Origin of the sequence: Angelakisella massiliensis (assembly GCF_900104675.1) — a bacterium.
In the GTDB taxonomy this organism is placed as follows: Bacteria; Bacillota; Clostridia; order Oscillospirales; family Ruminococcaceae; genus Angelakisella; species Angelakisella massiliensis.
In genome coordinates this window covers 1,167,807-1,189,941 of the sequence record NZ_LT629945.1, presented here as the reverse complement: position 1 = coordinate 1,189,941, position 22,135 = coordinate 1,167,807, and the positions used below count along the sequence as shown (strand labels likewise).

Annotated in this window: 26 protein-coding genes; 20 read left to right on the top strand and 6 right to left on the bottom strand. The window is 49.1% G+C overall.

Annotation, left to right across the window (positions count from 1 at the left end):
- Positions 1 to 47: 47 nt before the first annotated feature.
- The 20 genes from BQ5383_RS11020 (at position 48) to BQ5383_RS10935 (ending at position 15,093) form a co-directional block, all read left to right on the top strand.
- On the top strand, positions 48 to 782 hold the full coding sequence (locus BQ5383_RS11020) for an ABC transporter ATP-binding protein (RefSeq protein WP_071431968.1): 735 nt from the start codon (positions 48 to 50) through the stop codon (positions 780 to 782).
- Positions 751 to 2,364, top strand: a complete 1,614-nt coding sequence (locus tag BQ5383_RS11015; RefSeq protein WP_071431966.1) for a hypothetical protein — start codon at positions 751 to 753, stop codon at positions 2,362 to 2,364. Before BQ5383_RS11020 ends, BQ5383_RS11015 begins: the two co-directional genes overlap by 32 nt.
- A gap of 35 nt (positions 2,365 to 2,399) precedes the next feature.
- Positions 2,400 to 2,585 (top strand): cysteine-rich KTR domain-containing protein, encoded by a 186-nt coding sequence (locus BQ5383_RS20100; RefSeq protein ID WP_076944477.1) that lies wholly within the window; start codon positions 2,400 to 2,402, stop codon positions 2,583 to 2,585.
- A 485-nt stretch (positions 2,586 to 3,070) separates the two neighbouring features.
- Positions 3,071 to 3,502, top strand: coding sequence for an RNA polymerase sigma factor (locus BQ5383_RS11010; RefSeq protein WP_071431964.1), 432 nt, complete (start codon positions 3,071 to 3,073; stop codon positions 3,500 to 3,502).
- Complete coding sequence (locus BQ5383_RS11005; RefSeq protein ID WP_071431962.1) at positions 3,499 to 3,735, top strand: helix-turn-helix domain-containing protein; 237 nt, start codon at positions 3,499 to 3,501, stop codon at positions 3,733 to 3,735. The genes BQ5383_RS11010 and BQ5383_RS11005 overlap by 4 nt, the downstream gene beginning before the upstream one ends.
- Positions 3,736 to 4,040: 305 nt before the next feature.
- On the top strand, positions 4,041 to 4,229 hold the full coding sequence (locus tag BQ5383_RS11000) for a helix-turn-helix domain-containing protein (protein WP_071431960.1): 189 nt from the start codon (positions 4,041 to 4,043) through the stop codon (positions 4,227 to 4,229).
- Positions 4,222 to 4,914 carry a response regulator transcription factor gene (locus BQ5383_RS10995; protein WP_071431958.1) on the top strand — a complete coding sequence of 231 codons (693 nt, stop codon included), beginning with the start codon at positions 4,222 to 4,224 and terminating at the stop codon, positions 4,912 to 4,914. The genes BQ5383_RS11000 and BQ5383_RS10995 overlap by 8 nt, the downstream gene beginning before the upstream one ends.
- A 5-nt stretch (positions 4,915 to 4,919) precedes the next feature.
- Positions 4,920 to 5,837, top strand: a complete 918-nt coding sequence (locus tag BQ5383_RS10990; RefSeq protein WP_071431956.1) for a sensor histidine kinase — start codon at positions 4,920 to 4,922, stop codon at positions 5,835 to 5,837.
- Between the two features lie 133 nt (positions 5,838 to 5,970).
- Complete coding sequence (locus tag BQ5383_RS10985) at positions 5,971 to 6,897, top strand: ABC transporter ATP-binding protein (RefSeq protein ID WP_071431954.1); 927 nt, start codon at positions 5,971 to 5,973, stop codon at positions 6,895 to 6,897.
- The gene (locus BQ5383_RS10980; RefSeq protein ID WP_071431952.1) at positions 6,890 to 7,675 is read left to right on the top strand and encodes an ABC transporter permease; all 786 of its coding nucleotides are present in this window, start codon (positions 6,890 to 6,892) and stop codon (positions 7,673 to 7,675) included. Before BQ5383_RS10985 ends, BQ5383_RS10980 begins: the two co-directional genes overlap by 8 nt.
- A gap of 2 nt (positions 7,676 to 7,677) precedes the next feature.
- Positions 7,678 to 8,457 carry an ABC transporter permease gene (locus BQ5383_RS10975; RefSeq protein ID WP_071431950.1) on the top strand — a complete coding sequence of 260 codons (780 nt, stop codon included), beginning with the start codon at positions 7,678 to 7,680 and terminating at the stop codon, positions 8,455 to 8,457.
- 7 nt (positions 8,458 to 8,464) lie between these two features.
- Positions 8,465 to 8,926, top strand: coding sequence for a hypothetical protein (locus BQ5383_RS10970; protein ID WP_071431948.1), 462 nt, complete (start codon positions 8,465 to 8,467; stop codon positions 8,924 to 8,926).
- A gap of 459 nt (positions 8,927 to 9,385) precedes the next feature.
- A complete protein-coding gene (locus tag BQ5383_RS10965; RefSeq protein WP_071431946.1) occupies positions 9,386 to 9,814 on the top strand; it encodes a sigma-70 family RNA polymerase sigma factor in 429 nt (142 codons plus the stop codon).
- 5 nt (positions 9,815 to 9,819) lie between these two features.
- Positions 9,820 to 10,053 carry a helix-turn-helix domain-containing protein gene (locus BQ5383_RS10960; RefSeq protein ID WP_069988586.1) on the top strand — a complete coding sequence of 78 codons (234 nt, stop codon included), beginning with the start codon at positions 9,820 to 9,822 and terminating at the stop codon, positions 10,051 to 10,053.
- A 395-nt stretch (positions 10,054 to 10,448) separates the two neighbouring features.
- Positions 10,449 to 10,616 (top strand): transposon-encoded TnpW family protein, encoded by a 168-nt coding sequence (locus BQ5383_RS20395; protein ID WP_083389936.1) that lies wholly within the window; start codon positions 10,449 to 10,451, stop codon positions 10,614 to 10,616.
- A 105-nt stretch (positions 10,617 to 10,721) separates the two neighbouring features.
- Positions 10,722 to 12,593, top strand: coding sequence for a recombinase family protein (locus tag BQ5383_RS10955; RefSeq protein ID WP_235821970.1), 1,872 nt, complete (start codon positions 10,722 to 10,724; stop codon positions 12,591 to 12,593).
- 49 nt (positions 12,594 to 12,642) lie between these two features.
- Positions 12,643 to 13,290: a hypothetical protein gene (locus BQ5383_RS21125; protein ID WP_071431943.1), complete on the top strand. Its 648-nt coding sequence runs from the start codon at positions 12,643 to 12,645 to the stop codon at positions 13,288 to 13,290.
- On the top strand, positions 13,290 to 14,372 hold the full coding sequence (locus BQ5383_RS10945; RefSeq protein WP_071431941.1) for a sensor domain-containing diguanylate cyclase: 1,083 nt from the start codon (positions 13,290 to 13,292) through the stop codon (positions 14,370 to 14,372). The genes BQ5383_RS21125 and BQ5383_RS10945 overlap by 1 nt, the downstream gene beginning before the upstream one ends.
- Positions 14,373 to 14,395: 23 nt before the next feature.
- Entirely contained in the window at positions 14,396 to 14,836 is a 441-nt protein-coding gene (locus BQ5383_RS10940) for a hypothetical protein (protein WP_139193408.1), read from the top strand.
- Positions 14,833 to 15,093, top strand: a complete 261-nt coding sequence (locus tag BQ5383_RS10935) for a hypothetical protein (RefSeq protein ID WP_071431937.1) — start codon at positions 14,833 to 14,835, stop codon at positions 15,091 to 15,093. Before BQ5383_RS10940 ends, BQ5383_RS10935 begins: the two co-directional genes overlap by 4 nt.
- A 289-nt stretch (positions 15,094 to 15,382) precedes the next feature.
- On the opposite strand, the gene BQ5383_RS10930 is transcribed toward BQ5383_RS10935, so the two are convergent.
- From BQ5383_RS10930 to BQ5383_RS10905, 6 genes are all read right to left on the bottom strand, one after another.
- Positions 15,383 to 16,165 carry an aspartate dehydrogenase domain-containing protein gene (locus BQ5383_RS10930; protein WP_071431935.1) on the bottom strand — a complete coding sequence of 261 codons (783 nt, stop codon included), beginning with the start codon at positions 16,163 to 16,165 and terminating at the stop codon, positions 15,383 to 15,385.
- A 35-nt stretch (positions 16,166 to 16,200) separates the two neighbouring features.
- On the bottom strand, positions 16,201 to 18,081 hold the full coding sequence (locus BQ5383_RS10925) for a TRAP transporter permease (protein ID WP_071431933.1): 1,881 nt from the start codon (positions 18,079 to 18,081) through the stop codon (positions 16,201 to 16,203).
- Positions 18,082 to 18,150: 69 nt separating this feature from the next.
- Positions 18,151 to 19,242: a TAXI family TRAP transporter solute-binding subunit gene (locus BQ5383_RS10920; RefSeq protein ID WP_071431931.1), complete on the bottom strand. Its 1,092-nt coding sequence runs from the start codon at positions 19,240 to 19,242 to the stop codon at positions 18,151 to 18,153.
- Between the two features lie 34 nt (positions 19,243 to 19,276).
- Positions 19,277 to 19,675, bottom strand: a complete 399-nt coding sequence (locus BQ5383_RS10915; protein WP_071431929.1) for a PCC domain-containing protein — start codon at positions 19,673 to 19,675, stop codon at positions 19,277 to 19,279.
- On the bottom strand, positions 19,672 to 21,045 hold the full coding sequence (locus BQ5383_RS10910; protein ID WP_071431927.1) for an FAD-dependent oxidoreductase: 1,374 nt from the start codon (positions 21,043 to 21,045) through the stop codon (positions 19,672 to 19,674). The genes BQ5383_RS10915 and BQ5383_RS10910 overlap by 4 nt, the downstream gene beginning before the upstream one ends.
- Before the next feature lie 42 nt (positions 21,046 to 21,087).
- The gene (locus BQ5383_RS10905) at positions 21,088 to 22,002 is read right to left on the bottom strand and encodes a dihydrodipicolinate synthase family protein (protein WP_071431925.1); all 915 of its coding nucleotides are present in this window, start codon (positions 22,000 to 22,002) and stop codon (positions 21,088 to 21,090) included.
- Between the last annotated feature and the right edge of the window lie 133 nt (positions 22,003 to 22,135).

Sequence of the window (22,135 nt, the reverse complement as noted above, 5' to 3'; positions counted from 1 at the left end):
TTTTGAATGTCATTTTGAATTTTTTCTAAATAAAGGCAAGGAATGCTATGTTACAAATCAAGAACTTATCCAAAAGCTACGGTGCGAAAAAGGCTGTAAGCAACCTTAGTTTTGTCGTGGAAGATGGCGACATAATGGGCTTCATCGGAAAGAATGGAGCTGGCAAAACCACAACATTGAAAGCCTGTTTAGGTATCATCGGCATCGACGAGGGAGAAATCCTTTTGGATGGAACTTCTGTCCTCAAAGAACCGATGGCTTGTAAGCGGAAGATGGCGTATGTGCCAGATAATCCCCAGCTTGACGAGTATATGACTGGATTGCAGTATCTCAACTTTATCTGTGATATTTACGAAGTACCGTCCAAGATGCGGAAACAAAACTTCGAGAAATTGGCCTCAGCTTTTCAGATGGGGCCGCATTTGAATAACTTGATTTCCTCTTACTCCCACGGCATGAAACAGAAACTTGCGCTGATTGCCGCCTTTTCGCACACGCCTAAACTGCTGATATTGGATGAACCTTTCGTTGGATTAGACCCGGAAGCATTTGTGATCCTGAAAGAGCAGATGAAAGAACTCTGTGCAAGTGGAAATTCCGTTCTGTTTTCAAGCCATATTCTTGATGTGGTAGAAAAGGTGTGCAATAAAGTGTCTGTTATTAAGCATGGACAATTACTGTATTCCGGCAGGACGACAGAAATCGTTGGGACAAAGGGTTTGGAAGAAGTATTTATGGAGATGAATGGCGATGAAATTTCTGTTACCCCTACTAAGGAATAATCTTTTGCAGCTATCTCATGCCAATCAGCTTCGATATGCAGATACAAAGAACCGCACAAAAACGATCACTTTGTATATGTTTATAGCCATGATCCTAATGGGATTGCTTGCATACCTGATTTACTCCTTGAAAATCATTTATTCTATTGCGTGGTCGTTGGAGGAAGTAGTGACAGAACTTGTTGTTCCTATGGTTCTGATCTGCGTGATCCTTAATATTGCGATTAGTATTTTTTGGGGAAGTGGTCTGCTCCTTAGTGATACTAATATTGACAGTGTGCTTGCACTTCCAATTCCGCTGCGTACATTGATACTCTCCAAATTGACTGTCCTGTTTATGGTAGAAGTCGCTCTTACTGTGGCGCTGCTGCTTCCTATGATGGTGCTGTTTGGCCTAACCGCAGGTATGGGATTTCCGTTTTATCTAATTGTGCTTGGAATAACAATTCTCTTTCCTGTCATTCCCGGCCTTTTGGGAACAATGTTCGGAACACAGATTTACCGCATCTTGAAAAATTCCTCTGCTCGTATTGCCCGACTAAAGGCAGCGGCGGCTATCCTGATTTTGTTTGCGTTTATGATCTTCATGTTCTGCAAATTCCCAGATATAGCTGCTGGAAATTTTGGGGATGTTATTTCTACCTCGACTTTTACACTTTATGCAGGCCAGTATATTCACCGATTGCTTAACGGGGACTATCTGTTGATAGGCATATACTTCGGTGGGGTATTCCTGATAGGCGTTACTCTGCTCTATGGTCTAATCAAAATATTTCGTAACTGGTATAGCAATGACGCGATACAAGGCTCAAAAAGTCAGCCCGTTGATTGGAACAAACAAACCACGAAACAGCACAGCCCGGTATCTGCTCTTTTAGAAAGAGAGCGCACACGTTATTTTTCGCTTCCAGTATATCTAACCAATACTGCCTGCGGGTTGCTTTTTGCTGCGGTCTTTGTTCTGCTGGTTGTTTTAATGTCGGATAAGATCACGCCATACATTTATCAGTTGGCCGAATATTTTCAGGTGCCTTTTGCTGATTATGATGTGCTGTTCATATATGCTTTTTCTATCTTGACAACAATATCCTGCACAACCTATGTCAGCATTTCCATCGAGGGAAAACAGATTGAAATACTGAAATCCTTACCCATTGCGGCAAAGTGCCTCTTTCGAGTAAAGCTGCTACACCATCTCTCAATGTCTGTACCGACCATTTTTGTTTTGAATACCATTATGGCATTGTATTTGCAATGGTCTTTCCCTAAAGCTATGCTGGGGTATGCTTTTCCTTTGCTATGTTCGGTGCTGATCGGAATGATAGGCTACATCTTAAATCTCATTTTCCCAAATTTTGAATGGGAGAATGTCACCCATATTATCAAGCAAAGTCTACCAGCAATTTTGACGGCCTTGATCGGAGTTGTAGTTACCTGTGGAACGGCATATCTGCTGTTGAGATTTTTCCCAAGCGCCTTGTTTATGGGGAGTTGGCTTGCCTGTGCAATTATTCTATTGCTGCTTTTAACAATGGTGGCGTGGGTGGACAAAAAAGGTCAGCACTTATATCAAGAATTATAGAACGCTATTTATTCATTGCAAAAAGGTGCAAAGTAATGATACAGAAATGGATATTGTGTCCAGTCTGCGGCTCTAAAACAAGGGTACGAATACGAGAAGATACAGTTCTTGAAAACTTCCCATTGTACTGTCCCAAATGCAAGCATGAAACATTGATCTCCGCACGACAACTGAATATATCTGTTATCAAAGAGCCAGACGCACAGACGCAGAGCCAATAACACACAAGGTCTGATCCCCTTGTGGTTATCGGCTCCTTTTTTATCTCAATAAGCGACAACAGCCTGCCCCGCCCAACGGGGAAAGAAAAAAACCGTTGCCAGGCAGGTTACTTTCGTGCGCTCACTTTACAAATCCCAGCGGCGGTTTTGAGAAATCAAGGCCGCCGCTTTCCTTTGCCCGGCGCAGGATCGGCGGCCCACGGAGGGAGCCGCCATGCTGATATGTCCTGTTTTTCAAAAGCATAGCTTATTAAAAAAAGCCTGTACCCAACAGGGGTCAGCTCCGGCCAGCAGTATGAACTATACTATGTAAGAAAACATCATAACACTTTCATATTCGCCCGGTGGGTCTACGACCTGCCGGGCGAATTTTGTCGATTCCTGCGGTTTTTCGGTGCGGGCCGAAGCTGCCGCAGCAACATAGACACAGGGGGCGACGCAACCGGCCCCGGCTTCTCATTCTCCCGCAGATCGGGGGTGAGAAGATGAAGTACACTCCTGATGGTTATGGAGAACGCTGCCGGTTTGACGCTTTCTGCAAAACTGTTCTCCGCAACGAGGCCAGAACCCACCTGCGGGATTTGGGCCGCCAGCGGAACCGGGAAACCGAGTTCAGCGCCTTATCGCAGCAAGAAATGGACAAGCTCTGCACAGTGGACGAATACCCAAGCGACAGCTTCCTATTCACGGCCTATGGCTATACCTTGCATATCCGGGACGAACTGGTGGCCGCTGCCTTTGCCAGTCTGCCGGAACAGGAGCAAGGCATTTTGATCCTACATTGCGTGTTGGAACTGGCAGACGGCGAGATCGGCAGTCTTGTGGGAATGTCCCGCAGCGCCGTCCAGCGGCACCGCACCAAGGCCCTGAACGAATTGCGGAAACGATTGGAGGATGAAAGGAGGAAACCGAAATGAAGCAGCCGACTTTCTGTGGGCGGGAGCTGTTGCCCCTGTCTGTGATCGAGGCGGCCCGCGCCGGTGATCCTCTGGCCGTGGAGCGTGTCTTACGGTACTATGAGGGCTACATGGACAAGCTCTGTACCCGGACGCTCTACGATCTGGATGGTACGCCCCATGTGCGGGTGGACGAGTACATGAAGCGCCGATTGCAAAGCAGACTAATCCGGGCCATCCTGAACAGCCCATAAGAAAGCGCCGGACGCGGCGGCCTGCTGGCCCTGCGCCCGGCGTTTTCCTATGGGTTTATTCTACGCATTTCAAAGCCTGTTCCGGCAAGTGTTTGATAAATCATTTTGTCCCCCCACCGACCACCGCCAGAAAGCCTTGATTTTCGTGAGCTTTTTGTACCCTAAATGCGTAGACAGGAGGGGCTTTTCAGCTCTCGTGTTCAGCATATCGTTTGTGACACCTCTACACTCTATAATTCATATTCTGTTCCTTGTATTCTTCGAGTAAATGAAATATAATGGAATAGATTGTCGGAGGTGTGAACATGGATTACATGACGCTCAAAGAGGCAAGCGAAAAATGGGGCGTTTCGTCCCGACAGATAAATTATTACTGCACCGACGGACGCATCCCCGGTGCTGTCAAAATGGCTGGTGTTTGGCTGATCCCCAAAACTGCGGAGAAGCCGATTGATGGTCGGACAAAACAAGGGAGAGAACTACGCTATGAATAAAATTTTGATTATAGATGATGACAGAGAACTGTGTGCTTTGATTAAGCGCAGCGTACAATCGGAAAATATAGAAGCCGATTTTTGTACTGCCGGAAAAGAGGGCTTGCAGAAATTAAAAGAGCAGGAGTATCAGCTTGTGGTGCTGGATGTGATGATGCCCGGTATGGATGGCTTTGAAACGCTGGAAGAAATCCGTAAAGAGAATAGCTTGCCGATTTTGATGTTCACATCCAAAAATGACAGTATTTCTAAAGTGCGGGGCTTACGGGCTGGGGCGGACGATTATCTGACAAAACCGTTTGATATGGATGAACTAATTGCTCGTATTGTTTCCCTCATTCGCCGCTACACTCGTTTTAATCAGCAAGCCGGAACCACACAAAAACTGAATTTTGACGGATTGCAGATTGACCTTGAAAATCGTTCTGTTACGACGGCAAATGGCACTTTTGAACTTCCGCCAAAGGAATTTGATCTGCTCCTATACTGTGCAAAACATCAAGGGAAAATTTTGACCAAACAGCAGATTTATGAGGAAGTATGGGGCGAAGAATATTTCTATGATGATAGCAACATTATGGCGATCATCAGCCGACTTCGTAAAAAGTTGGAAGTCAATCCTTCCAGTCCAAAGTATATCCAGACGGTCAAAGGGATTGGCTACCGCTTTAATAAGGAGGTTTAGCCAGTATGGAGATCATCATTTTCTTTTCCATTTTAATTGCTGTTTTGGCTGTGCTGACTTCCATCATCCTCGTTCGGCGCATAAAAAAGCAAATAGCAGAAATGACCGATGCTCTGATGGATGTAAAAAATGGAAATGGTAATCGGCGCATCTTGTCTGCAACAAATGAACTGGTAGCCCCTCTTGCCTATCAAATCAATGAGATTGTTGTGGCCTATGAAAGCAGACTTTCGACTGTACGGCAGGCAGAAGAAACCAACCGCCAGCTTATGACGAGCCTTTCCCACGATGTTCGGACGCCCCTTACCACTCTGATCGGGTATCTGGATGCTGCACATAAGGGGATTGTCACAGGAAAAGACCGGGATGATTATATCGAAACCGCCCGCCGGAAAGCCCACGATCTGAAAGAATACATTGATGTGCTTTTTGACTGGTTCAAGTTAAATTCCAACGAGTTCGCTTTGGAAATCCAGAGCGTTGAGGTCGCGGAGCTGACAAGAAATATCCTGATTGACTGGATACCTATTTTTGAGGATAAACAGGTTGATTATGATATTGATATTCCTGAACAGCCAGTTCGGGTAAGATTGGATATGGACAGCTATATGAGGATCATCAATAACCTCATTCAAAATGTAATCGCTCACAGCCATGCGGACAAAATCAAAATCGCCCTATCAATGAAGGGAAATAACATGGAACTGCTGCTGGCGGATAATGGCGTGGGAATTGAGAAAGAAGATTTGAAGCACATATTTGAACGGCTTTATAAGTGTGATAAAGGCCGGTCTGAAAAAGGCAGCGGTCTTGGTCTTTCTATTGTCCATCAGCTTGTAGAAAAGATGGGTGGAAGCATAACGGTTGAAAGTTTTCCGGGAAAAGGAACTACATTTATGTTGCATTTTCCTTTGGAGATTTAAGTGGGTTCCCGTCTTTATGGCGGGAACCTTTGTCATTTTGCCGGGTTCAAATTGCATGGTTAATGCAAGGTTGCGGCAAGGTTAATGCAAGGTTGGAGTGATAGAATACTTTACAGAACAGGAGGTTTTGAATATGGATACAAATTATATCATTGAAACAAAAAATCTGACGAAGCAATACGGCTCACAAAAGAGTGTGGCTGACTTAAATATCCATGTGAAGCGCGGGAGAATTTATGGCCTGCTGGGTCGCAACGGAGCCGGAAAAACCACTACCATGAAAATGCTGTTGGGATTAACGAAGCCGACTTCCGGGGAGGTCAAAATCTGGGGGAAATCTTTGCAGGGGAACGAAAAGAAGTTGTTGCCCCGTATCGGCAGCCTAATTGAGTCCCCCGGTTTTTATCCCAATCTGACCGGCACAGAGAACCTGCGTATCTTTGCTACCCTGCGGGGCGTGCCAAACAATCATGCCATCAAAGACGCTCTGGATTTGGTGGGACTGCCCTACAAAGATAAAAAGCTCTTTTCACAGTATTCTCTTGGTATGAAGCAGCGGCTTGCCATCGCCCTTGCTGTTATGCACGATCCGGAACTTTTGATTTTGGATGAGCCGATCAACGGTCTTGATCCTATCGGTATTGCAGAAGTACGCTCCTTCATTCGGGAACTTTGCGACGCAAGAGGAAAAACCATTTTGATTTCCAGTCACATTCTTTCGGAGATTTCCTTGCTGGCTGACGATATTGGAATTATCGACCACGGCGCATTGCTGGAAGAAGAAAGCCTTGCTGAGTTGGAGCAAAAAAGCAGTAAGCATATCCGGTTTACGCTCTCTGATACTGCACAGGCAGCAAGAATTTTGGAACGTACTTTCCATGAAAACCATTTTTCCATACAGGACGACCACAATCTGCGCCTGCACAACCTTGATCTGCCTGTGGGGAAAATTGTAACTGCCTTTGTAGAAAACGGATTGGAGGTATCGGAGGCGCATACCTGTGAAGAAAGTCTTGAAGATTACTTCAAGCGTGTGACAGGGGGCGAAGGAATTGCTTAAACTAATCAAATGCGAATTTTTGAAATTGAAACGGAAGAAATTTATTCCTCTGATTATTCTGGCTGCTTTCCTGTTTCCGATCCCGTTGACCTATCTGATGACAACACCTTCTATGATGGAGCGATATACGGATCAGGCAGATGCTTTCGACGGACTTTTTAATATGGTGTTGGGATATGGTATCCAGTTTTTACTGCCCTGCATTATCGGAGTGATTGCCGCTATCCTATTTTTTATGGAACGCGACAACGATACATTCAAAAATCTGCGTACAATTCCCGTAACCAGCACGCAAATGGTGCTTGCAAAGATTATTGTCCTGTTTCTCTTTGGAATTGTTTTTTGTGTTGCTTCTACCGTTGTAACAATTATCTGCGGATTCGGAACATTGGAAGTTTATGGAATAGGCTATAAGTTGTTTTTAGCGGTTGAAACAGGAATTTTCATTACGGCGGGAACACTCCCGTTGATTGTTCTTGTTGTCTTTTTTAGTAAGACCTATGTTTTTTCCATTTTGCTGTGCGTCTTTTATAGCGTTCTGAACATGAGTGCTACGGCATTGTTTGACACACTGCCTAAAACCATATTATGGCTTCTGCCCACGCCATTGACTACATTTTGGAGTGCGGGAGATATGGCGGCCCATGGTATAAAAATGGACTTGGAGCAAATGACTGGGCTAATTCCTTCAACATTTCAAGTTGTACTCATTCTTGGGGTCATGGCAATCGTTTCGTTCTTACTGATTGACAGACTATATAAGCAAAGGGGGGAATAAACATGGTTCGCATTGTAAAAACAGAATTTTATAAATTGAAAAGGTATCATATCCTTTGGGCGGGCGTTGCGCTCATGCTCCTATCCGTCCTGCTGACCTTGTTTACCTCTATGGCGAATGATGGTTCTGTTTGGGATTTCGCCTATCTTACAGAACAGGTCATCAAAAATAATATGTCCATGATTTTTCCAATGTGTATCAGCCTGATTGCCGGATATATGATTTCTCGTGAGCAGACGGATGACACATTGAAAAATATTCTGACTGTGCCAATCTCTTTTAAGAAACTGCTGATCGGAAAACTGATTGTGTGCGGCGTATTGTCTGTTATTTTTGGGCTGATATGCAGTCTGTTTACAATCATAGCGGAAATAATTGTAGGATTTCCCGGCTTTGAGATTTCCTTGGCACTAAAAGCAACCTTGCAGATTACCGCAGTTAATTTCTTTTTATATCTTGCGGTTCTGCCAATTATCGCTCTTACTTGTCGGAGAGCAGGCAGCTTTTTAGTCGGTGTAATCATTGCTTTTGTTTACGGATACGGAGGGATGTTTGCCGCAGGAAATATGACATTAGCAAACTTCTATCCAATTACCGCAAGTCTTGGAATGGTAGGCTACCGCAGCTATGATGCCGCAGTCAACTGGAATATCGGAACCTGTTCTTGCAGTCTTGTGCTTGCCGTCGTTATTTCTGCCATCTTGATTTTGTGCATGAACGAGCGAGAAGCAACCCAAACAAAGAAAAAGACTAAAAAGGCAGCACCAAAGAAAGGTTGGTGATAATTTTATGAAGAAAATAGTTTTAGCATTAGCACTTATTCTTGTGGGAAGTTTTATGCTGTCTGGCTGTTCAAAAGATGAAATTCTCGATCATTATAATAACATCATTCAGTCGGCTGGGGCCATAGAGCTTACAGGAAAGTTATCTTTGGAGGGAACAAAAGAAAAAGGGATTGATGATTACACGGGAACTTATACGGCTGATTATGAGAATTTTTCAGATACAGAGTATTTGTTCGGAGGAACTTCCATAAAGAGAGAAGCCGGTAAGGAGCTGTCTATTGATTGCACTTTGGAGGTTACGGAAGGTACTGCAAAAGTATTTTGGACTTCTGGATCGGATGAAGCGGTCACTTTGATTGAAACAACCGGAACTTATAGTGACACAATTACACTTCCTGATGGTGGAAATTATATCGGCATTGCGTGTGAGGACTTTACTGGAAACATCGAACTGAATATTGAATAACAATCTGCCGGACGACGGCAAAAAGAAAAAAAGCCGTCGTACAGCAGCCCTTTTGACACGCCTATAAAACCAGCGGCGGCTTTGAGAAATCAAGGCCGCCGCTTTTCTTTGCCCGGCACAGGATCGGCGGCCCACGGAGGAAGCCGCCATGCTGATATGTCCTGTTTTTCAAAAGCATAGCTTATTAAAAAAAGTCTGTACCCAACAGGGGTCAGCTCCGGCCAACAGCATGAACTATACCATGTAAGCAAACTTCATATCTATTTAATTTTCGCCCGGTGGGTCTATGACCTGCCGGGCGAATTTTGTCTTTTCCTGCGGTTTCAAATTTGCTCTGGAAAATTTTCTAAAAAAGTCCAAAAAGGAGGCGTTCAGCGGGCAGCAAAGGGTGTCGCAGGATTAGTAGTAGCGGAAAGGGAGAGAAACACCCAATCCCCCAACAGAAAGGGGGTGAAAATGATGGAAGCTATCCCCCGCGACTATGGACAAGGCCAGTTTGATGCCTTTTGCAAAAAAGTGTTGAAGAACGAGGCACGGGCTTATCTGCGGAATATGAAGCGTCAAAGAGATCGTGAAACGATGTTCAGCGACTTGCCGCAGCATGAGTTGGACAAGCTCTGCACCGTAGACCGCTATCCCAGCGACAGCTTTGTGTTTAGCTCTCATGGGTACGATTTACATATCGACAACGAGCTTGTGGCCGACGCTTTTGCCGACCTGCCGCAACAGGAACAAAGCATTTTGATCCTGTACTGCGTACTGGATATGGCAGACGGCGAGATCGCCAGCCTCACAGGGATGTCCCGCAGCGCCGTCCAGCGCCACAGGACAAAAACACTGAAAGAGTTGCGTGTAAAATTGATGGCGCTCATGCCGGAAGGAGGTTGACGCGGATGAAAGAACCTGCCTACAAAGGCAAAGAGCCTTTGCCCCTTTCAGTGTATGTGTCCGCCCGTGCAGGCGATCCCCAAGCCGTAGAACGGTTGCTTCGGTACTATGACAATTACATGAATTGTCTGTGTACCCGGACGCTCTATGACGAGGACGGCTATCCTCATTTATGCGTGGACGAGTACATGAAGCGGTGCTTAGAAATCAGGTTGATCCAAGCTATCGTTAAAGTTTAACGATAATCGCCCGGCTGGATGCAGCGGCTTACCCTTTCCCCGCCAGCAAAAGGTCTGTGGCGTCACAGTTCTTTGAAAAATATGCCCGTATATAGCGGCGCATCATAGGGCAAACGGACACATTCTGTCTGTGCCGAGCCGTGCGGCAGGTGCGCCATGAGGCTTTCCAGTAGGAAAAAGCGGAGCGATCAAACCGGGCTGTAAAACAAGTGTGGCAACTTGTGGGCGACGACGTACAGGCAAGACAATGATACTCCCGCGTTGAACGCCCTCAAAGCATTGCGCGGCGCACCCATCAGCATGGGCCGGGGTGAGATTCCCGTGGAGCTGTGCCAGCAGCCGTCCGTACTGCCCATTTCGTTTTACACCAATGTAAGCGAAAGGGGGATTACTGTATGAGTACAGTAACAAGTCAGAACCAGACCGCCCCCGTTGTACGTCAGTACGAGATCGGAGGCGTTCGATATATTGTGAAAGCGACCGTCAAAGACGGCGCGAAAGAAACCGCAGTCAAGAAAATCCGTCGGCTGCTCCAAAACGATTTGAACAAGGCAGCCACTTAAAAATTAAAGATTTTTTCATTTCCTACAAGCAGACGGATGGGGCATGATATGGTATAATATACTTGTATCATGCCTCGTTTTCCGGCTGCGGAATAGGAGGAACTTATGAGCAAACAGCCGGAAATGGTGATTGCACGGAACCCCCGTGCGACACGGAATAACGATACTACTTTGAACCTTGACAATCAAATGTACCAACAGCCAGTCACTTCCTTTCAGCGCGTATCCAATGACGCGCCGTTGAGCGAGGAAACCAAGACGGCTATCCAAAACACGGTGCTGCAATTCTATGTCCACAGCCAGCCGCAGGAGGAAGCCGAGGGCATTACCGCCTGCTATGAGCGTCTTTCCCAAGAAGATAAGCTGGACGGCGAGAGCAACAGTATCAGCAATCAGAAGCGGATTTTGGAAAAGTATTGCCGGGATCACGGCTATACCGCCATCCGCCACTACGACGAGGACGACGGATATTCGGGAACCAACTTCAACCGGCCCGGATTCCAGCGGATGCTTGCCGACATCAAGGCGGGCAAGATCAAGCGCGTTGTCGTTAAGGATATGAGCCGGTTCGGGCGTAACTATCTGCAAGTCGGAATGTATACGGAAATGCTGTTTCCAGAGTACGGCGTCCACTTTATTGCCGTCAATGACGGTGTGGACAGTGTGCGCGGGGACAGCGAGTTTACCGCCATCCGCAACGTATTCAATGAAATGTACGCCAAGGACACCAGCAAGAAAATCCGGGCAACGTGGCAATCCAAAGGACGCTCCGGCGAACACCTCACCACTATCCCGCCTTATGGGTACAAGAAAGACCCGGAGAACAAGAAGCGGTGGATCGTGGATGAAGAAGCTGCCGCCGTTGTCCAGAAGATTTTTGCACTGTGCATGGACGGCATGGGGCCGACGCAAATTGCAAAATGGCTCCAAGAAAATAAAGTTCTTTCGCCTGTTGCTTACTGCTACGAAAACGACTTGCCGACAACATCTAAACGGCCAACTGACCCTTATAAATGGGCAACAAAGACGGTAGTGCATATTTTGGAACGCCTTGACTATTTGGGCCATACGGTCAACTTCAAAACTTCTAAGCAATCGTTCAAGAGCAAGAAAGTATTGTGGAATGATCCGGCGGATTGGGTGATCTTTGAGAACACACAGGAACCTATTATTGAGGAAAGCGTGTTTCTGATCGTCCAGAAAATCCGACAAGGCCGCCGCCGTCCCACTAAGATGGGCGACATGGGTATGTTCTCCGGCCTGCTGTTCTGTGCGGATTGCGGCGGAAAGATGTACTTGTGCAGAGCCAATCACTTCAAACCTGAACAGGAATATTACCTTTGCTCAACTTACCGTAAAGACCGCACTTTATGTTCGACCCATTCTATCCGGCGCGTTGTCCTTGAAGAAATCGTGCTGCGAAACCTGCGGGAAGCCATTCAGTATGTGACGCAGTATGAGGACGACTTTGTGCAGCGGGCCGCAGATCAAAGCCTGCGGGAACGGGACAAGGAGCTGGCACAAAAGAAAGATACTCTGGCGCAATCGCAAAAGCGGATTGCCGAGCTGGATGTTATCATCAAGCGACTGTATGAGGATAACATTTCCGGCAAGCTCTCCGACGAGCGTTTCATCAAACTGTCCCGTGACTATGAGCTGGAACAGACCAACCTTACAAATCTTGTCGAACATCTGCGGCAGGAAGTCAAGGAACAGGAGAAGCAGAAAGTCAACGTCAGGCAGTTCATTGCAGCGGTCAGAAAGTACACCGATATGCAGCAGCTTGACGCTTCCATTCTCCGGGAGTTTATGGATAAAATTTATATCTCCGAGGTTTACACGCCGGACGAGAACGAGCCGCGCATTAAGGTCAGAGAAATTGAGATTGTCTATAACTTCATTGGTGCATTTGATTTTGAGGAAGCAAGGGAGCAATCCCAAGCAGCCCAAAAAGAAAAGAAAACCGGCGTAGCCTAAACTACGCCGATTCTCTCACATAAATGTTTTCTTACGGAACCACGCCTTTATGGATAAGCTTTTCAGTTGCGGCGCCGGTACCCTGATCGTCAACGGAAAGGGCTGTTCCTTACTGGCTTTCAGTCGTGATTTGGCTGCTTTGTTAGGCTACAAGGACGATCTTCCTTTATCTGTGCGAACGGATTTTCTCACTGTCATTGCCACAGGTCATCAGGGACGTTTTTTACAGTGCTTTTCTCAATCCGTTGAGCCAGGCACTTCCGTTGAGCAGACGGTTACCGCTATACGCAATGATGGTGTACCCATTATTTTATACATTTACGGCACCTGCACTTCCCTCTCTGCACAACAGCAGGTGTATGACTGCATATTTATGGACGCAACCACATTGAAAGGGCTGAACAGACAGCTGCTGCAGGCGGATCAGCGCCTGGAAATGCTGGCGGATACCATGCAGGGCGGAGTGGTATTTTACCGCTACCATTCTCCCTTTCCTCCTCAGTTTATCAGCCGGGGAATGTTGGCGCTCCTGGAATGCGATACTCAGCAGTTGTCTCAGCTGTTTCAGACCTCCTCCCCGGCAATCTTGCTCCCGGGGACTGGGAGTGGATTTTTCCGCCCTCTCCACCTGCTCAGGGTCAGGCAGAGCTACGTGAATTTTCCATCGTCATCTGCACCGGAAAAACCAAATGGCTGATGGCCGCACGGCAGCTGCTGCAAACGGAGGAAGACGGACTGCTGGTGTGTATCACCGCATGGGATATCACAGAAAACGCGCGGAATATCCAGCAGCTGGAGACAGAGCGGCAGCGCTATCAGCTTCTTTGCAAATATACACAAGACCTGCTGTATGATTATGACCTGCACCGGGACATATTGGTGCTGTACGGGGATATGGAACGGGTCAATGGCCAAAAAGATTACTCCTTAGTGGTAGAGGACTTTCTGGCCACACTCCCCTCCAGTGGTATCATGGCTGCGGAAGACGCACAAAAAATTCATCACATCTGTATGGGACATTATTCCGCTCCCACTGAACTGAGGCTGCGTTTTCCTATGAATGGAGAACAATATTCCTGGTACCGCATCCGCCATGGAGCGGTAAAAAGAGATGCCAGCGGCAGGATGATACAAATCCTGGGGATTTTAAGGAACATTGACCAATCCAAACGGGAAAGTGAGCATTTGCGGGCTTTATCAGAACAGGATACCTTTACTGGTCTTTTGAACAAGCACTCCACTAACGATGCCATTTCTCAATACCTTAAAGAATATGGCGGTGAAAAAAAGCACGCTTTGCTGATGATGGATCTGGATCATTTTAAGGGAATCAATGATACCTATGGTCATCAATTCGGCGATACGGTATTGCTGGAGTTCAGCCAGGTTCTGCGGAGGATTTTTCATCCCTCCGATATTATGGGGCGGGTTGGCGGAGATGAATTTCTTGTATTTATGAAGGATATTCCTTCCCAAGCAATGGCGGAAGAGAAAGCCGCTGTTCTCTGTGAAACCTTCCGCAGCCAGGTTCTGTTTGAGAGCCACCCAGGCTTTCAGCTGGAATGCAGTGTTGGATTGGCACTGTATCCCACCCATGGCACAGATTTTCACAGCTTATATGAAAAAGCGGACAAGGCATTGTATCGGGCCAAAAAAATGGCCGGTTCCGCTATGAGGTTTATCAAGAGGAGGCATCACACAACCCGCAGCAAAATTGGTCTCATTCACTCAGCAGCAATTCTGATGGAGGCCATGGCTGCATATTGTCCCGCTGTTTAGAACTGCTTGATCAGGCAGACAGCATGAGCAAAGCTCTTCAGCTGGTTTTGGCAGAGGCTGCTGCTTACTGGAAAGTAGAGCGGGTATGGCTGGCTGAGCTTTCACCGGCTCATTCGCCGGTCCGGCTCTGTTCCCGCAGCTCGTCTTCTCTGCCGTGGAAGGCCCTTTTGGCAGACAGCTGGTGGCGTGATGGGAATCGTTTTGATTCTTTGGGTATCTTTTCCTGTTCAAAGGTGTCTGATAACCAAGGAAGAACATGGGATGCCCTCTGTCGGCTTTGTCCTGAAACCCAGGCGACATTACAGCATCGCTTTTCAGATGGGAATCTGGAAATGATCATCGGGTTGGATTCCCTGCGTTCTTCCCGCATATGGAGCCCCAACGAATCAGTGCAGTTAATCCGCCTGGGACAGCTGCTGAAATACTATATTCTTTCTCAAAGAAAATTGGAGGAACAATCTTGAACAACACACTTTTTGAGGTCCGGGATTTTGACTATTTCCAGTTTGGCAATACCTACACAGGCAGCCTGGAGCAATTTCGATATCGTATAGTGCCCAAGGATGAAACACTGATCGTCTCCTTATGGCATGGTGAACAATGCTTTGAACGGGCTGAAATACAAAAAACCAGAGAATTTCCCTTATCTCCAGATGGGTTGAAACAAGCTGTAGCCTATATGGAGCGACAATATCGCTGCCGCTGTACGGATGACGAATAAATTGGCTTTTTACATCAGCGCAAGGTTTTTTGAAGCCATGATTCAAAAAAGGAGCAGATCCCCGAAAAGGTCATGATTCAATATGGGCCCTCTTTATATGGATCAGCAGCTCCTTTTTCTGCTGCTTTTATCCCTTTTTAACAGTTCAAAATCATCAGCCGGATTGAAAGTGGCGACTGACAGCATCTTTTATATCTGAACTTGAATTTCAAGAAAAAATCGGGTCCCCCTGGAGAATACTCCAGGGGGACCCGATTTGATGAGAAGATTGTTTGAATCAGAAGATAACTTAAAAAGTAATGGGAGAGGTCAACCGTCTGAGGGTAGCCAATGTGCTCCATGCGGCCAGATCAGGTCCCGGAACTATATGGGCCGGGCTGCCTTGCTGCAGGAAAATATGGGCCTTTCCAAAATCTCCGGTCACATCCAGAGCAAAGCTCATGAATTCTTCATCAGGGATAGGCTCCAGACGCACCTTGGTATTCTGCCAATCCTGGCAGACCACACTGGTGGCTGCGGCAATGTTCAGCCGCTCCGGATAATTGCTTACAGCATCCCAGGCGCTTCCCTCATATTCGCCAGGCATCCCACGGAAGCCGGGAGGACATTTGGGAGATTCGGGGGGATATTTCCGCTGTGTCAGTGTGACCTGTACAGGTCCATACAGCATCGCTGCCGCAATCACATCAAATCCGCCAACCGCTCCTGAGGCCAGATGAACCTGGGTATGATACTCCTGGGCTGTCTGTCTGACTCTTTGGCAAAACTCCTGATCCTGAAATGCGCTGGCAGACAAACAAATCATGTCACAGCCAGCGGACAGAATCCGCTCCGCACATTCTTTGACAGTGTCAGCATTGGATGCATCGATAAAATACTCCGGCTTCAAGGCAAGGACATCTTCCAACTGCTGATATCCCTCACAGCCATACAGCTGCGGAAAAGTGGCAGCCTTCTCCTTGTCCCGCTCCAGAATGCCGATCAATTGGCAATTTTCACCCTTGCCCTCGGACAATCCCCGGGCAATAATTTTTCCCAAACGTCCGCATCCCAGTAAGGCGACTTTGATCACTGGACACGACCTCCTTGCATATTCTTTCAGTGCTTTTAAGCTGCGGTAGCTTTCATCTGCTTCTTATGCTGCATCACACGTCCGCCATACAGCGCGGCGAACAGTGCCCAACCGACCAGCGAGATGATAAAGCTGGACTGAATGGCAGTGCAGACAACCACTACATAACCGATCCGCTCAAAGATGGTGATCTTCTGCTCCACATATCCCTGGATGGCGCAGGCGGCAGCATAGCAAACCACAAAGGCGGAAACCCAGGTGAACAGGGTAAGCACGTCAAAGCTCATATGGAGATAGTCGGTGTTCAGTGTAAATACGAAGGGCAGTACAAATCCGGCAATACCCAGTTTGACCGCGGTAAAGCCTACCTTCATGGGATTCTCCTCCGCAAGACCAGCGGCAGCGTAAGAAGCCACAGCGACAGGAGGAGTGATGGCGGAAATGCAGGCGAAGTACAGCAGGAACAAATGCGCTGCCAGAGGCATAACACCAATCTTAACCAGAGCGGGGGCAATGGCGGTAGCGCAGATGATGTAGGAAGCAGTGGTGGGAAGACCCATACCCAGGATGACGCAGACGATCATAGACAGCAGCAGGCTGAGGATGATGCTGCTTCCGCCCATGCTGACGATGAAGTCGGAGAATTTCAGGCCAAGGCCGGTGAGGGCGAACATACCGGTCACGATACCAGCGCAGGCGCAGGCCGCCACAACGCTGGGCAGGCTCTTTCCGCCTTCCACAAAACCGTCAATGATATTCTGGAAGGTCAGACGGTCATTCTTATCCAAAAATCCGCACACAATGATGGCAATCATCGCATAGATGGCGGCCAGCATGGGAGTGGTCTGAACAACCAGCAGCAGGAACAGAAGGATAGCCAGGGGAATGAACAGTTTGAAGCCCTTGGCAACAGACTCCTTCAGATTAGGCAGTTCTTCCTCAGGAACACCCTGGAGGCCATATTTGACAGACTCCAGGTCAACCATCTTAAACAGGGTCAGATAGTACATCAGGGCAGGCAGCAGGGCAGCCAGACAAACAGTACCGTAAGGAGTACCGGAGATATCGGCCAGCACGAAGGCGGCGGCGCCCATGATGGGGGGCATGATCTGGCCGCCGGTGGAGGCAACAGCCTCAACAGCGCCGGCAAAACGCTTCTGATAACCCTGACGCTTCATCAGCGGGATGGTAAAGGCGCCGGTGCTGACCACGTTGGCCACAGCACTACCGGAGATGGAGCCGAACAAGCAGCTGGCCACAACGGCCATCTTGGCGGGACCACCGCGCTTTTTACCAGTCAGAGCGATTGCGATATCCTGGAAGATCTTATCCGCACCGGACACGCTGAGGAACGCGGCAAACAGCAGGAACAGGAAAACGTTGGACGCAGATACGCCAATGGCGGTACCCAACACGCCCTGGTCGCTGAAGATGGTAGTAACAACACGCTGGAAGCTGTAACCGCGGTGTCCCAAAATACCGGGCAGATTGCCGCCGAAGAGGGCGTAAGCCACAGTGATCAGGGAGATAATGGGCAGAATCCAGCCCAGGCAGCGGCGGGTAGCCTCAATAACCAACAGGGTTACGATCAAACCAAATACATAAAGTCCAGTGGTCAGCTTGCCAGTCTGCATGATGACCACATAAGTGTCGTAATTCAAAATGACATATGCACCCGAAACTACGGTAAGCAGGATGCACAGCCAGTCAGCCCAAAGATACTTTTTGGGGTTTTTCTTGCTCAGGGGCTTGTACAGGAAAACAAACATCAATCCCAAAGTCAAATGCCAGGAATAAAACTTGATGCTCTCCATGGGGCAGAAGGTAAATTGGCCGATGTGCAGCAGGCCGGTAAAAACAGAAAGCACAATCACAAAATACTTTCTGAATTTTTCATAGGTCAATTTTTGTTCCATACTATTCCTCCCTAGAACAGTCCCCCGCGTTTGACGCGCGGGGGACACATGCGCTTAACAGTTCAAAGCTTAGCCCTGGTACTCAGGGGGAATCAGCTCTTCGGGAACTTCAACACCCAGTTCCTTCAGGCAGCGGACAGTACCGGCATGGAGGTAGATGTTGGAATTGAGGGTATCCTCAGCAGTGCAATACTTCAGGCTCTGATGGATGACGGTCAGATCATCGGTGCTCTCAAAGAGCATCTTGGTGATCAGATAGATCTGATCCTCGGGAACATCACTGCTGGTGACCAGCATGTTCCACTCGGAAACACCGGCAACATCCTCAGCAGCGCCCTTGTAGAAGCCGCCGGGCATAGCATCGGCCACATAGAAGTCATAGGTGGTGGTCAGATAGTTCTGCTCATCCTCGTTGAGGGGGATGAAGGCCAGATCCTTGGTGCTCTCCAGCTCGCTGATGGCAGCGAAGGGAGGATAGCTGAACAGGATGGCGGCATCGATAACGCCGTTGCCCAGAGCGGTAGCGGTAGCGCTGTGGCCATCGTTGTGGATCTGCTTGGGAGTGATGCCCAGGTCAGTGAACATCTGACGGAAAATGCTGTCCATAGCAGCGCCCTTGGAGCCCAGACCAACGATCTTGCCATCCAGATCAGAGAAGGAGGTGATGCCGGAATCCTTCAGGGTGTAGATGGTCAGCCAAGAGGGATACAGCGCGCAGGCTACACGAAGCTTGTCATGCTTAACGCCAGCAGTCCAATCCGCGGAGGCGTTGACAGCCTCATACAGGGAGCTGGTCATAGCAATACCCAGCTCAGCATCGCCGTTCTGGAGCATACCCAGGTTAGCGGTACCGCCGCCGGTGGTCTCAGTGGTGAAGCTGAAGTAATCAGGCAGAGCGGAGTTGATGACCTGAGCCACACCGCCGCCTACCAGATAGAAGTTGCCGCCCACGGAACCGGAAGCCATGGAATAACGGTAGGGAGAAGCGGGCTTCTCAACGTCTCCGGCATCGAACTCATCCACTTCTACCTCAACAGTGCTGCTCTCAGCAGCCTCGGAAGAGGCAGGAGCGCTGGAAGACGCGGTGCTGCTGGTACCGGTGCAAGCGGTGGAAACCATCGCCAGCGCCAGCGCCATGACGATTGCGATCAAACGCTTCATAACAAAATTCCTCCTACAAAAAATTCGCCTTGGGTTAGAGTTTTTGCATATAAACCTTCAAAGAGCGGAAAGCCTTTCCTCCCTGGAAGCCTCCCCCGCAGACCCGGTTGCCGCAAAGGGCCACCGACGCGTGGATATGGACAAACAGGGGGCCATCGCCTTTGTAGATCTCCTTGAGCGCGGGGTCCATCTTCTCCCGGGCCATTACCTCACCGGTGAAAGAGAGCATCTCTCCCGGCAGGCTGCCGGTTTCATTGACCTCCACCTGAGGAGGGAAGGCATCGCTGACAGGGGCGGTGAAACGGGCTTCACAGACAGAGCCGATGGCTCCGCTGATATAGACATTGTCCCAGCCCTTTTCCAGAATGAAGGCCTCAATGGCGCTCTTGATATCCTGGCCCCGGCCAATGACCAATTCACACACTTCGCTCATGCCCTTGCCTCCTTATCCACACACTTCAGCGCTTGGCTGGCAGCGATCAGAATGGGATCGTATACCGGCGCAACAGAAGGAGAATAGACCAGATCCAGCTCATTGAGCTCCATCACAGTCATACCGGCGGTGATAGCAGTAGCCAGAACGTTCATCCGGCCGGCGACAGTCTCGGTGCCAATAGCCTGAGCACCCAGCAGCTTGCCGGTGTGGCGGTCCAGAACCAGGGTCAGATGGTTCTGTCCACCGCCGGGATAGTAGGAAGCACGGTCGTTCTTGGTAATGGAGCAAACAGCGGGAGCGAAACCAGCCTGTTCCGCCTGAGCCTCAGTCAAACCGGTTGAAGTGGCATAGATCTCAAAGATCTTGGTTACCTGGGAGCCCAGCACGCCCTTGAAGGTGCTGTTGCTGCCGCCCAGATTTTCACCGGCGATACGGCCCTGTTTATTGGCTGTGGTGCCCAGAGGAACATAGCAAGGCTCACCAGTGATGAGGTTCTTCATCTGCACGCAGTCGCCGCAGGCATAGATGTCGCTGTCGCTGGTGCGCTGATGCTCGTCCACCACAATAGCACTCTTAAAGCCAATTTCCAGGCCGCAATCACGAGCCAGGTCAGAGGCGGGACGCACACCGATGGAGAAGAGCACCAGATCCGCAGGAAATTCCCGGCCATCGGAGGTTTTGACACCGGTAGCCTTGCCGTTTTCGTCACACAGGACCTCAGCGGCAGTGGAATTGAGGCAAACCTCAACCCCATGGCGCTCCAGCTCCGCCTGGATGCTGGAAGCGTACTCCTCGATCAGGAAGGGCAGCAGGCGGGGCATTGCCTCCACCACTGTTACCTTCATTCCTGCCTGGGTCAGCTCCTCGGCGGTTTCCAGGCCGATAAAGCCGCCGCCGATGATCACTGCCCGGACAGCGCCTTCAGCCACGCGGGCCTTCAGGGCGATGCCGTCCTCCACCGTCCGCAGGCAATGAACGCCCTTGGAACGTGCTCCGGGAATACCCGGTACGATGGGAGTAGCGCCGGTAGCGATGACCAGTTTATCATAAGGTTTGACAAAGGTTTCGCCGCTGTCGAGATTCCGCACCGTTACAGTTTTGGCCTGACGGTCGATACTGGTCACCTCATGGTGTGTATAAGTGGGGATTCCCCGTTTCTCACTGAGGGTCTGCACATTGAGAGAAACAAGGTCCTCTGCGTCGGCGATCATGCCGCCGACAAAATAAGGCAGTCCGCAGGCGCCATAGCTGACAAAGCCCGAACGCTCATAAACGGTGATGTCCATGGAGGGGCACATCCGTTTTGCTTTTGAAGCCGCGCTCAAACCGGCCGCGGTGCCGCCAATGACTACAAGACGCTCTCCCATCTGGGTTTCTCCTTCCGCTGTTTGGAATTATGCAATATGGAATTATTTCACGCTGTACTTGGCGATAACGCCCATCTCGTCCATCAGAGCCTTCAGCTCATCATAGTGCTTGCCGGCATAGTCCTGATAGGGCTTACGCAGAGAACCGCCGGGCAGGCCCAGGATGTTGAGGGCAGCCTTGATGACGACGGGGTTGGACAGGTGATAGAGAGCCTGGAGCAGGGGGAACCACTTGAAGTACTCCTCACGGCACTCTTCCATGATCTGCATGCTGGTCCAGGGACGAGAGTACTTGGCAGCCTCTTCAGGAATGATGTTGCCGCCGATGTTGGCAGTACCGGTGCCGCCCACAGCCAGGGTGGGGATCACGATGGAATACTTGGGGAAGTCGCAGCACATGATGTTGACCTTGTCGCCGCACATACGCTTGACCTGTACCAGCTGCTCCACGCTGCCCAGAGCTTCCTTGTCCACGACAAAGTTGGGATGAGCGTCGCTCAGCTTCTTGATGGTCTCAGGCATTACCTGAACGCCCAGACGAGAGGGATTGTTGTAGATACCGCAGGGCAGAGTGGTAGCGCTCATGCAGGTTTCCAGATGAGCATAAGCGGCAGGCTGAGAAACCAGAACATAGGGAGGAACGGTGAAGATAACACCATCAGCACCCTCAGATTCGCAGTACTTGGCCATGGCAACGCTGTCATCGGTGGTCATGGAAGCGCAGCTGAAGAAGACGGGGATGCGGCCCTTGGTCATCTTGATGACCTCATGGACAATGGCCTTCTTCTCATCCAGGCTCAGCAGGGTAACCTCACCGGCGGAACCCAGCACAAACAGCTCGGAAGTACCGTACTTGATCTGACGGTCGATGAGCAGTTTGAAAGCACCAAAGTCAACTTTGTTCTGACTGTCGAAGGGAGTGGGCATAGCAACCCAGGAACCAGTAGGTTTGATCATAAATCAGTCACCTCATCTTAAATTTTAGCAACCCAACGGCTGCCCTTTGCGCATTTTCATTATAGTAAAGGCCCTACGCTTTTTCAAGTACACTACATCACAATGTATCATTCGCAACATTTTGATGCTTTCT

What these genes read in the sequence shown, in the direction of transcription:
- BQ5383_RS10965 (WP_071431946.1), top strand. Translation starts at nt 9,386, where the DNA reads ATGGAAGCTATCCCCCGCGACTATGGACAAGGCCAGTTTGATGCCTTT.
- BQ5383_RS10990 (WP_071431956.1), top strand. Translation starts at nt 4,920, where the DNA reads ATGGAGATCATCATTTTCTTTTCCATTTTAATTGCTGTTTTGGCTGTG.
- BQ5383_RS20100 (WP_076944477.1), top strand. Translation starts at nt 2,400, where the DNA reads ATGATACAGAAATGGATATTGTGTCCAGTCTGCGGCTCTAAAACAAGG.
- BQ5383_RS10910 (WP_071431927.1), bottom strand. Translation starts at nt 21,045, where the DNA reads ATGGGAGAGCGTCTTGTAGTCATTGGCGGCACCGCGGCCGGTTTGAGC.
- BQ5383_RS10960 (WP_069988586.1), top strand. Translation starts at nt 9,820, where the DNA reads ATGAAAGAACCTGCCTACAAAGGCAAAGAGCCTTTGCCCCTTTCAGTG.
- BQ5383_RS10915 (WP_071431929.1), bottom strand. Translation starts at nt 19,675, where the DNA reads ATGAGCGAAGTGTGTGAATTGGTCATTGGCCGGGGCCAGGATATCAAG.
- BQ5383_RS10955 (WP_235821970.1), top strand. Translation starts at nt 10,722, where the DNA reads ATGAGCAAACAGCCGGAAATGGTGATTGCACGGAACCCCCGTGCGACA.
- BQ5383_RS10985 (WP_071431954.1), top strand. Translation starts at nt 5,971, where the DNA reads ATGGATACAAATTATATCATTGAAACAAAAAATCTGACGAAGCAATAC.
- BQ5383_RS10970 (WP_071431948.1), top strand. Translation starts at nt 8,465, where the DNA reads ATGAAGAAAATAGTTTTAGCATTAGCACTTATTCTTGTGGGAAGTTTT.
- BQ5383_RS21125 (WP_071431943.1), top strand. Translation starts at nt 12,643, where the DNA reads ATGGATAAGCTTTTCAGTTGCGGCGCCGGTACCCTGATCGTCAACGGA.
- BQ5383_RS11020 (WP_071431968.1), top strand. Translation starts at nt 48, where the DNA reads ATGTTACAAATCAAGAACTTATCCAAAAGCTACGGTGCGAAAAAGGCT.
- BQ5383_RS11010 (WP_071431964.1), top strand. Translation starts at nt 3,071, where the DNA reads ATGAAGTACACTCCTGATGGTTATGGAGAACGCTGCCGGTTTGACGCT.
- BQ5383_RS10905 (WP_071431925.1), bottom strand. Translation starts at nt 22,002, where the DNA reads ATGATCAAACCTACTGGTTCCTGGGTTGCTATGCCCACTCCCTTCGAC.
- BQ5383_RS10945 (WP_071431941.1), top strand. Translation starts at nt 13,290, where the DNA reads ATGGCCGCACGGCAGCTGCTGCAAACGGAGGAAGACGGACTGCTGGTG.
- BQ5383_RS10920 (WP_071431931.1), bottom strand. Translation starts at nt 19,242, where the DNA reads ATGAAGCGTTTGATCGCAATCGTCATGGCGCTGGCGCTGGCGATGGTT.
- BQ5383_RS11000 (WP_071431960.1), top strand. Translation starts at nt 4,041, where the DNA reads ATGGATTACATGACGCTCAAAGAGGCAAGCGAAAAATGGGGCGTTTCG.
- BQ5383_RS20395 (WP_083389936.1), top strand. Translation starts at nt 10,449, where the DNA reads ATGAGTACAGTAACAAGTCAGAACCAGACCGCCCCCGTTGTACGTCAG.
- BQ5383_RS11005 (WP_071431962.1), top strand. Translation starts at nt 3,499, where the DNA reads ATGAAGCAGCCGACTTTCTGTGGGCGGGAGCTGTTGCCCCTGTCTGTG.
- BQ5383_RS10995 (WP_071431958.1), top strand. Translation starts at nt 4,222, where the DNA reads ATGAATAAAATTTTGATTATAGATGATGACAGAGAACTGTGTGCTTTG.
- BQ5383_RS10925 (WP_071431933.1), bottom strand. Translation starts at nt 18,081, where the DNA reads ATGGAACAAAAATTGACCTATGAAAAATTCAGAAAGTATTTTGTGATT.
- BQ5383_RS10975 (WP_071431950.1), top strand. Translation starts at nt 7,678, where the DNA reads ATGGTTCGCATTGTAAAAACAGAATTTTATAAATTGAAAAGGTATCAT.
- BQ5383_RS10940 (WP_139193408.1), top strand. Translation starts at nt 14,396, where the DNA reads ATGAGCAAAGCTCTTCAGCTGGTTTTGGCAGAGGCTGCTGCTTACTGG.
- BQ5383_RS11015 (WP_071431966.1), top strand. Translation starts at nt 751, where the DNA reads ATGAAATTTCTGTTACCCCTACTAAGGAATAATCTTTTGCAGCTATCT.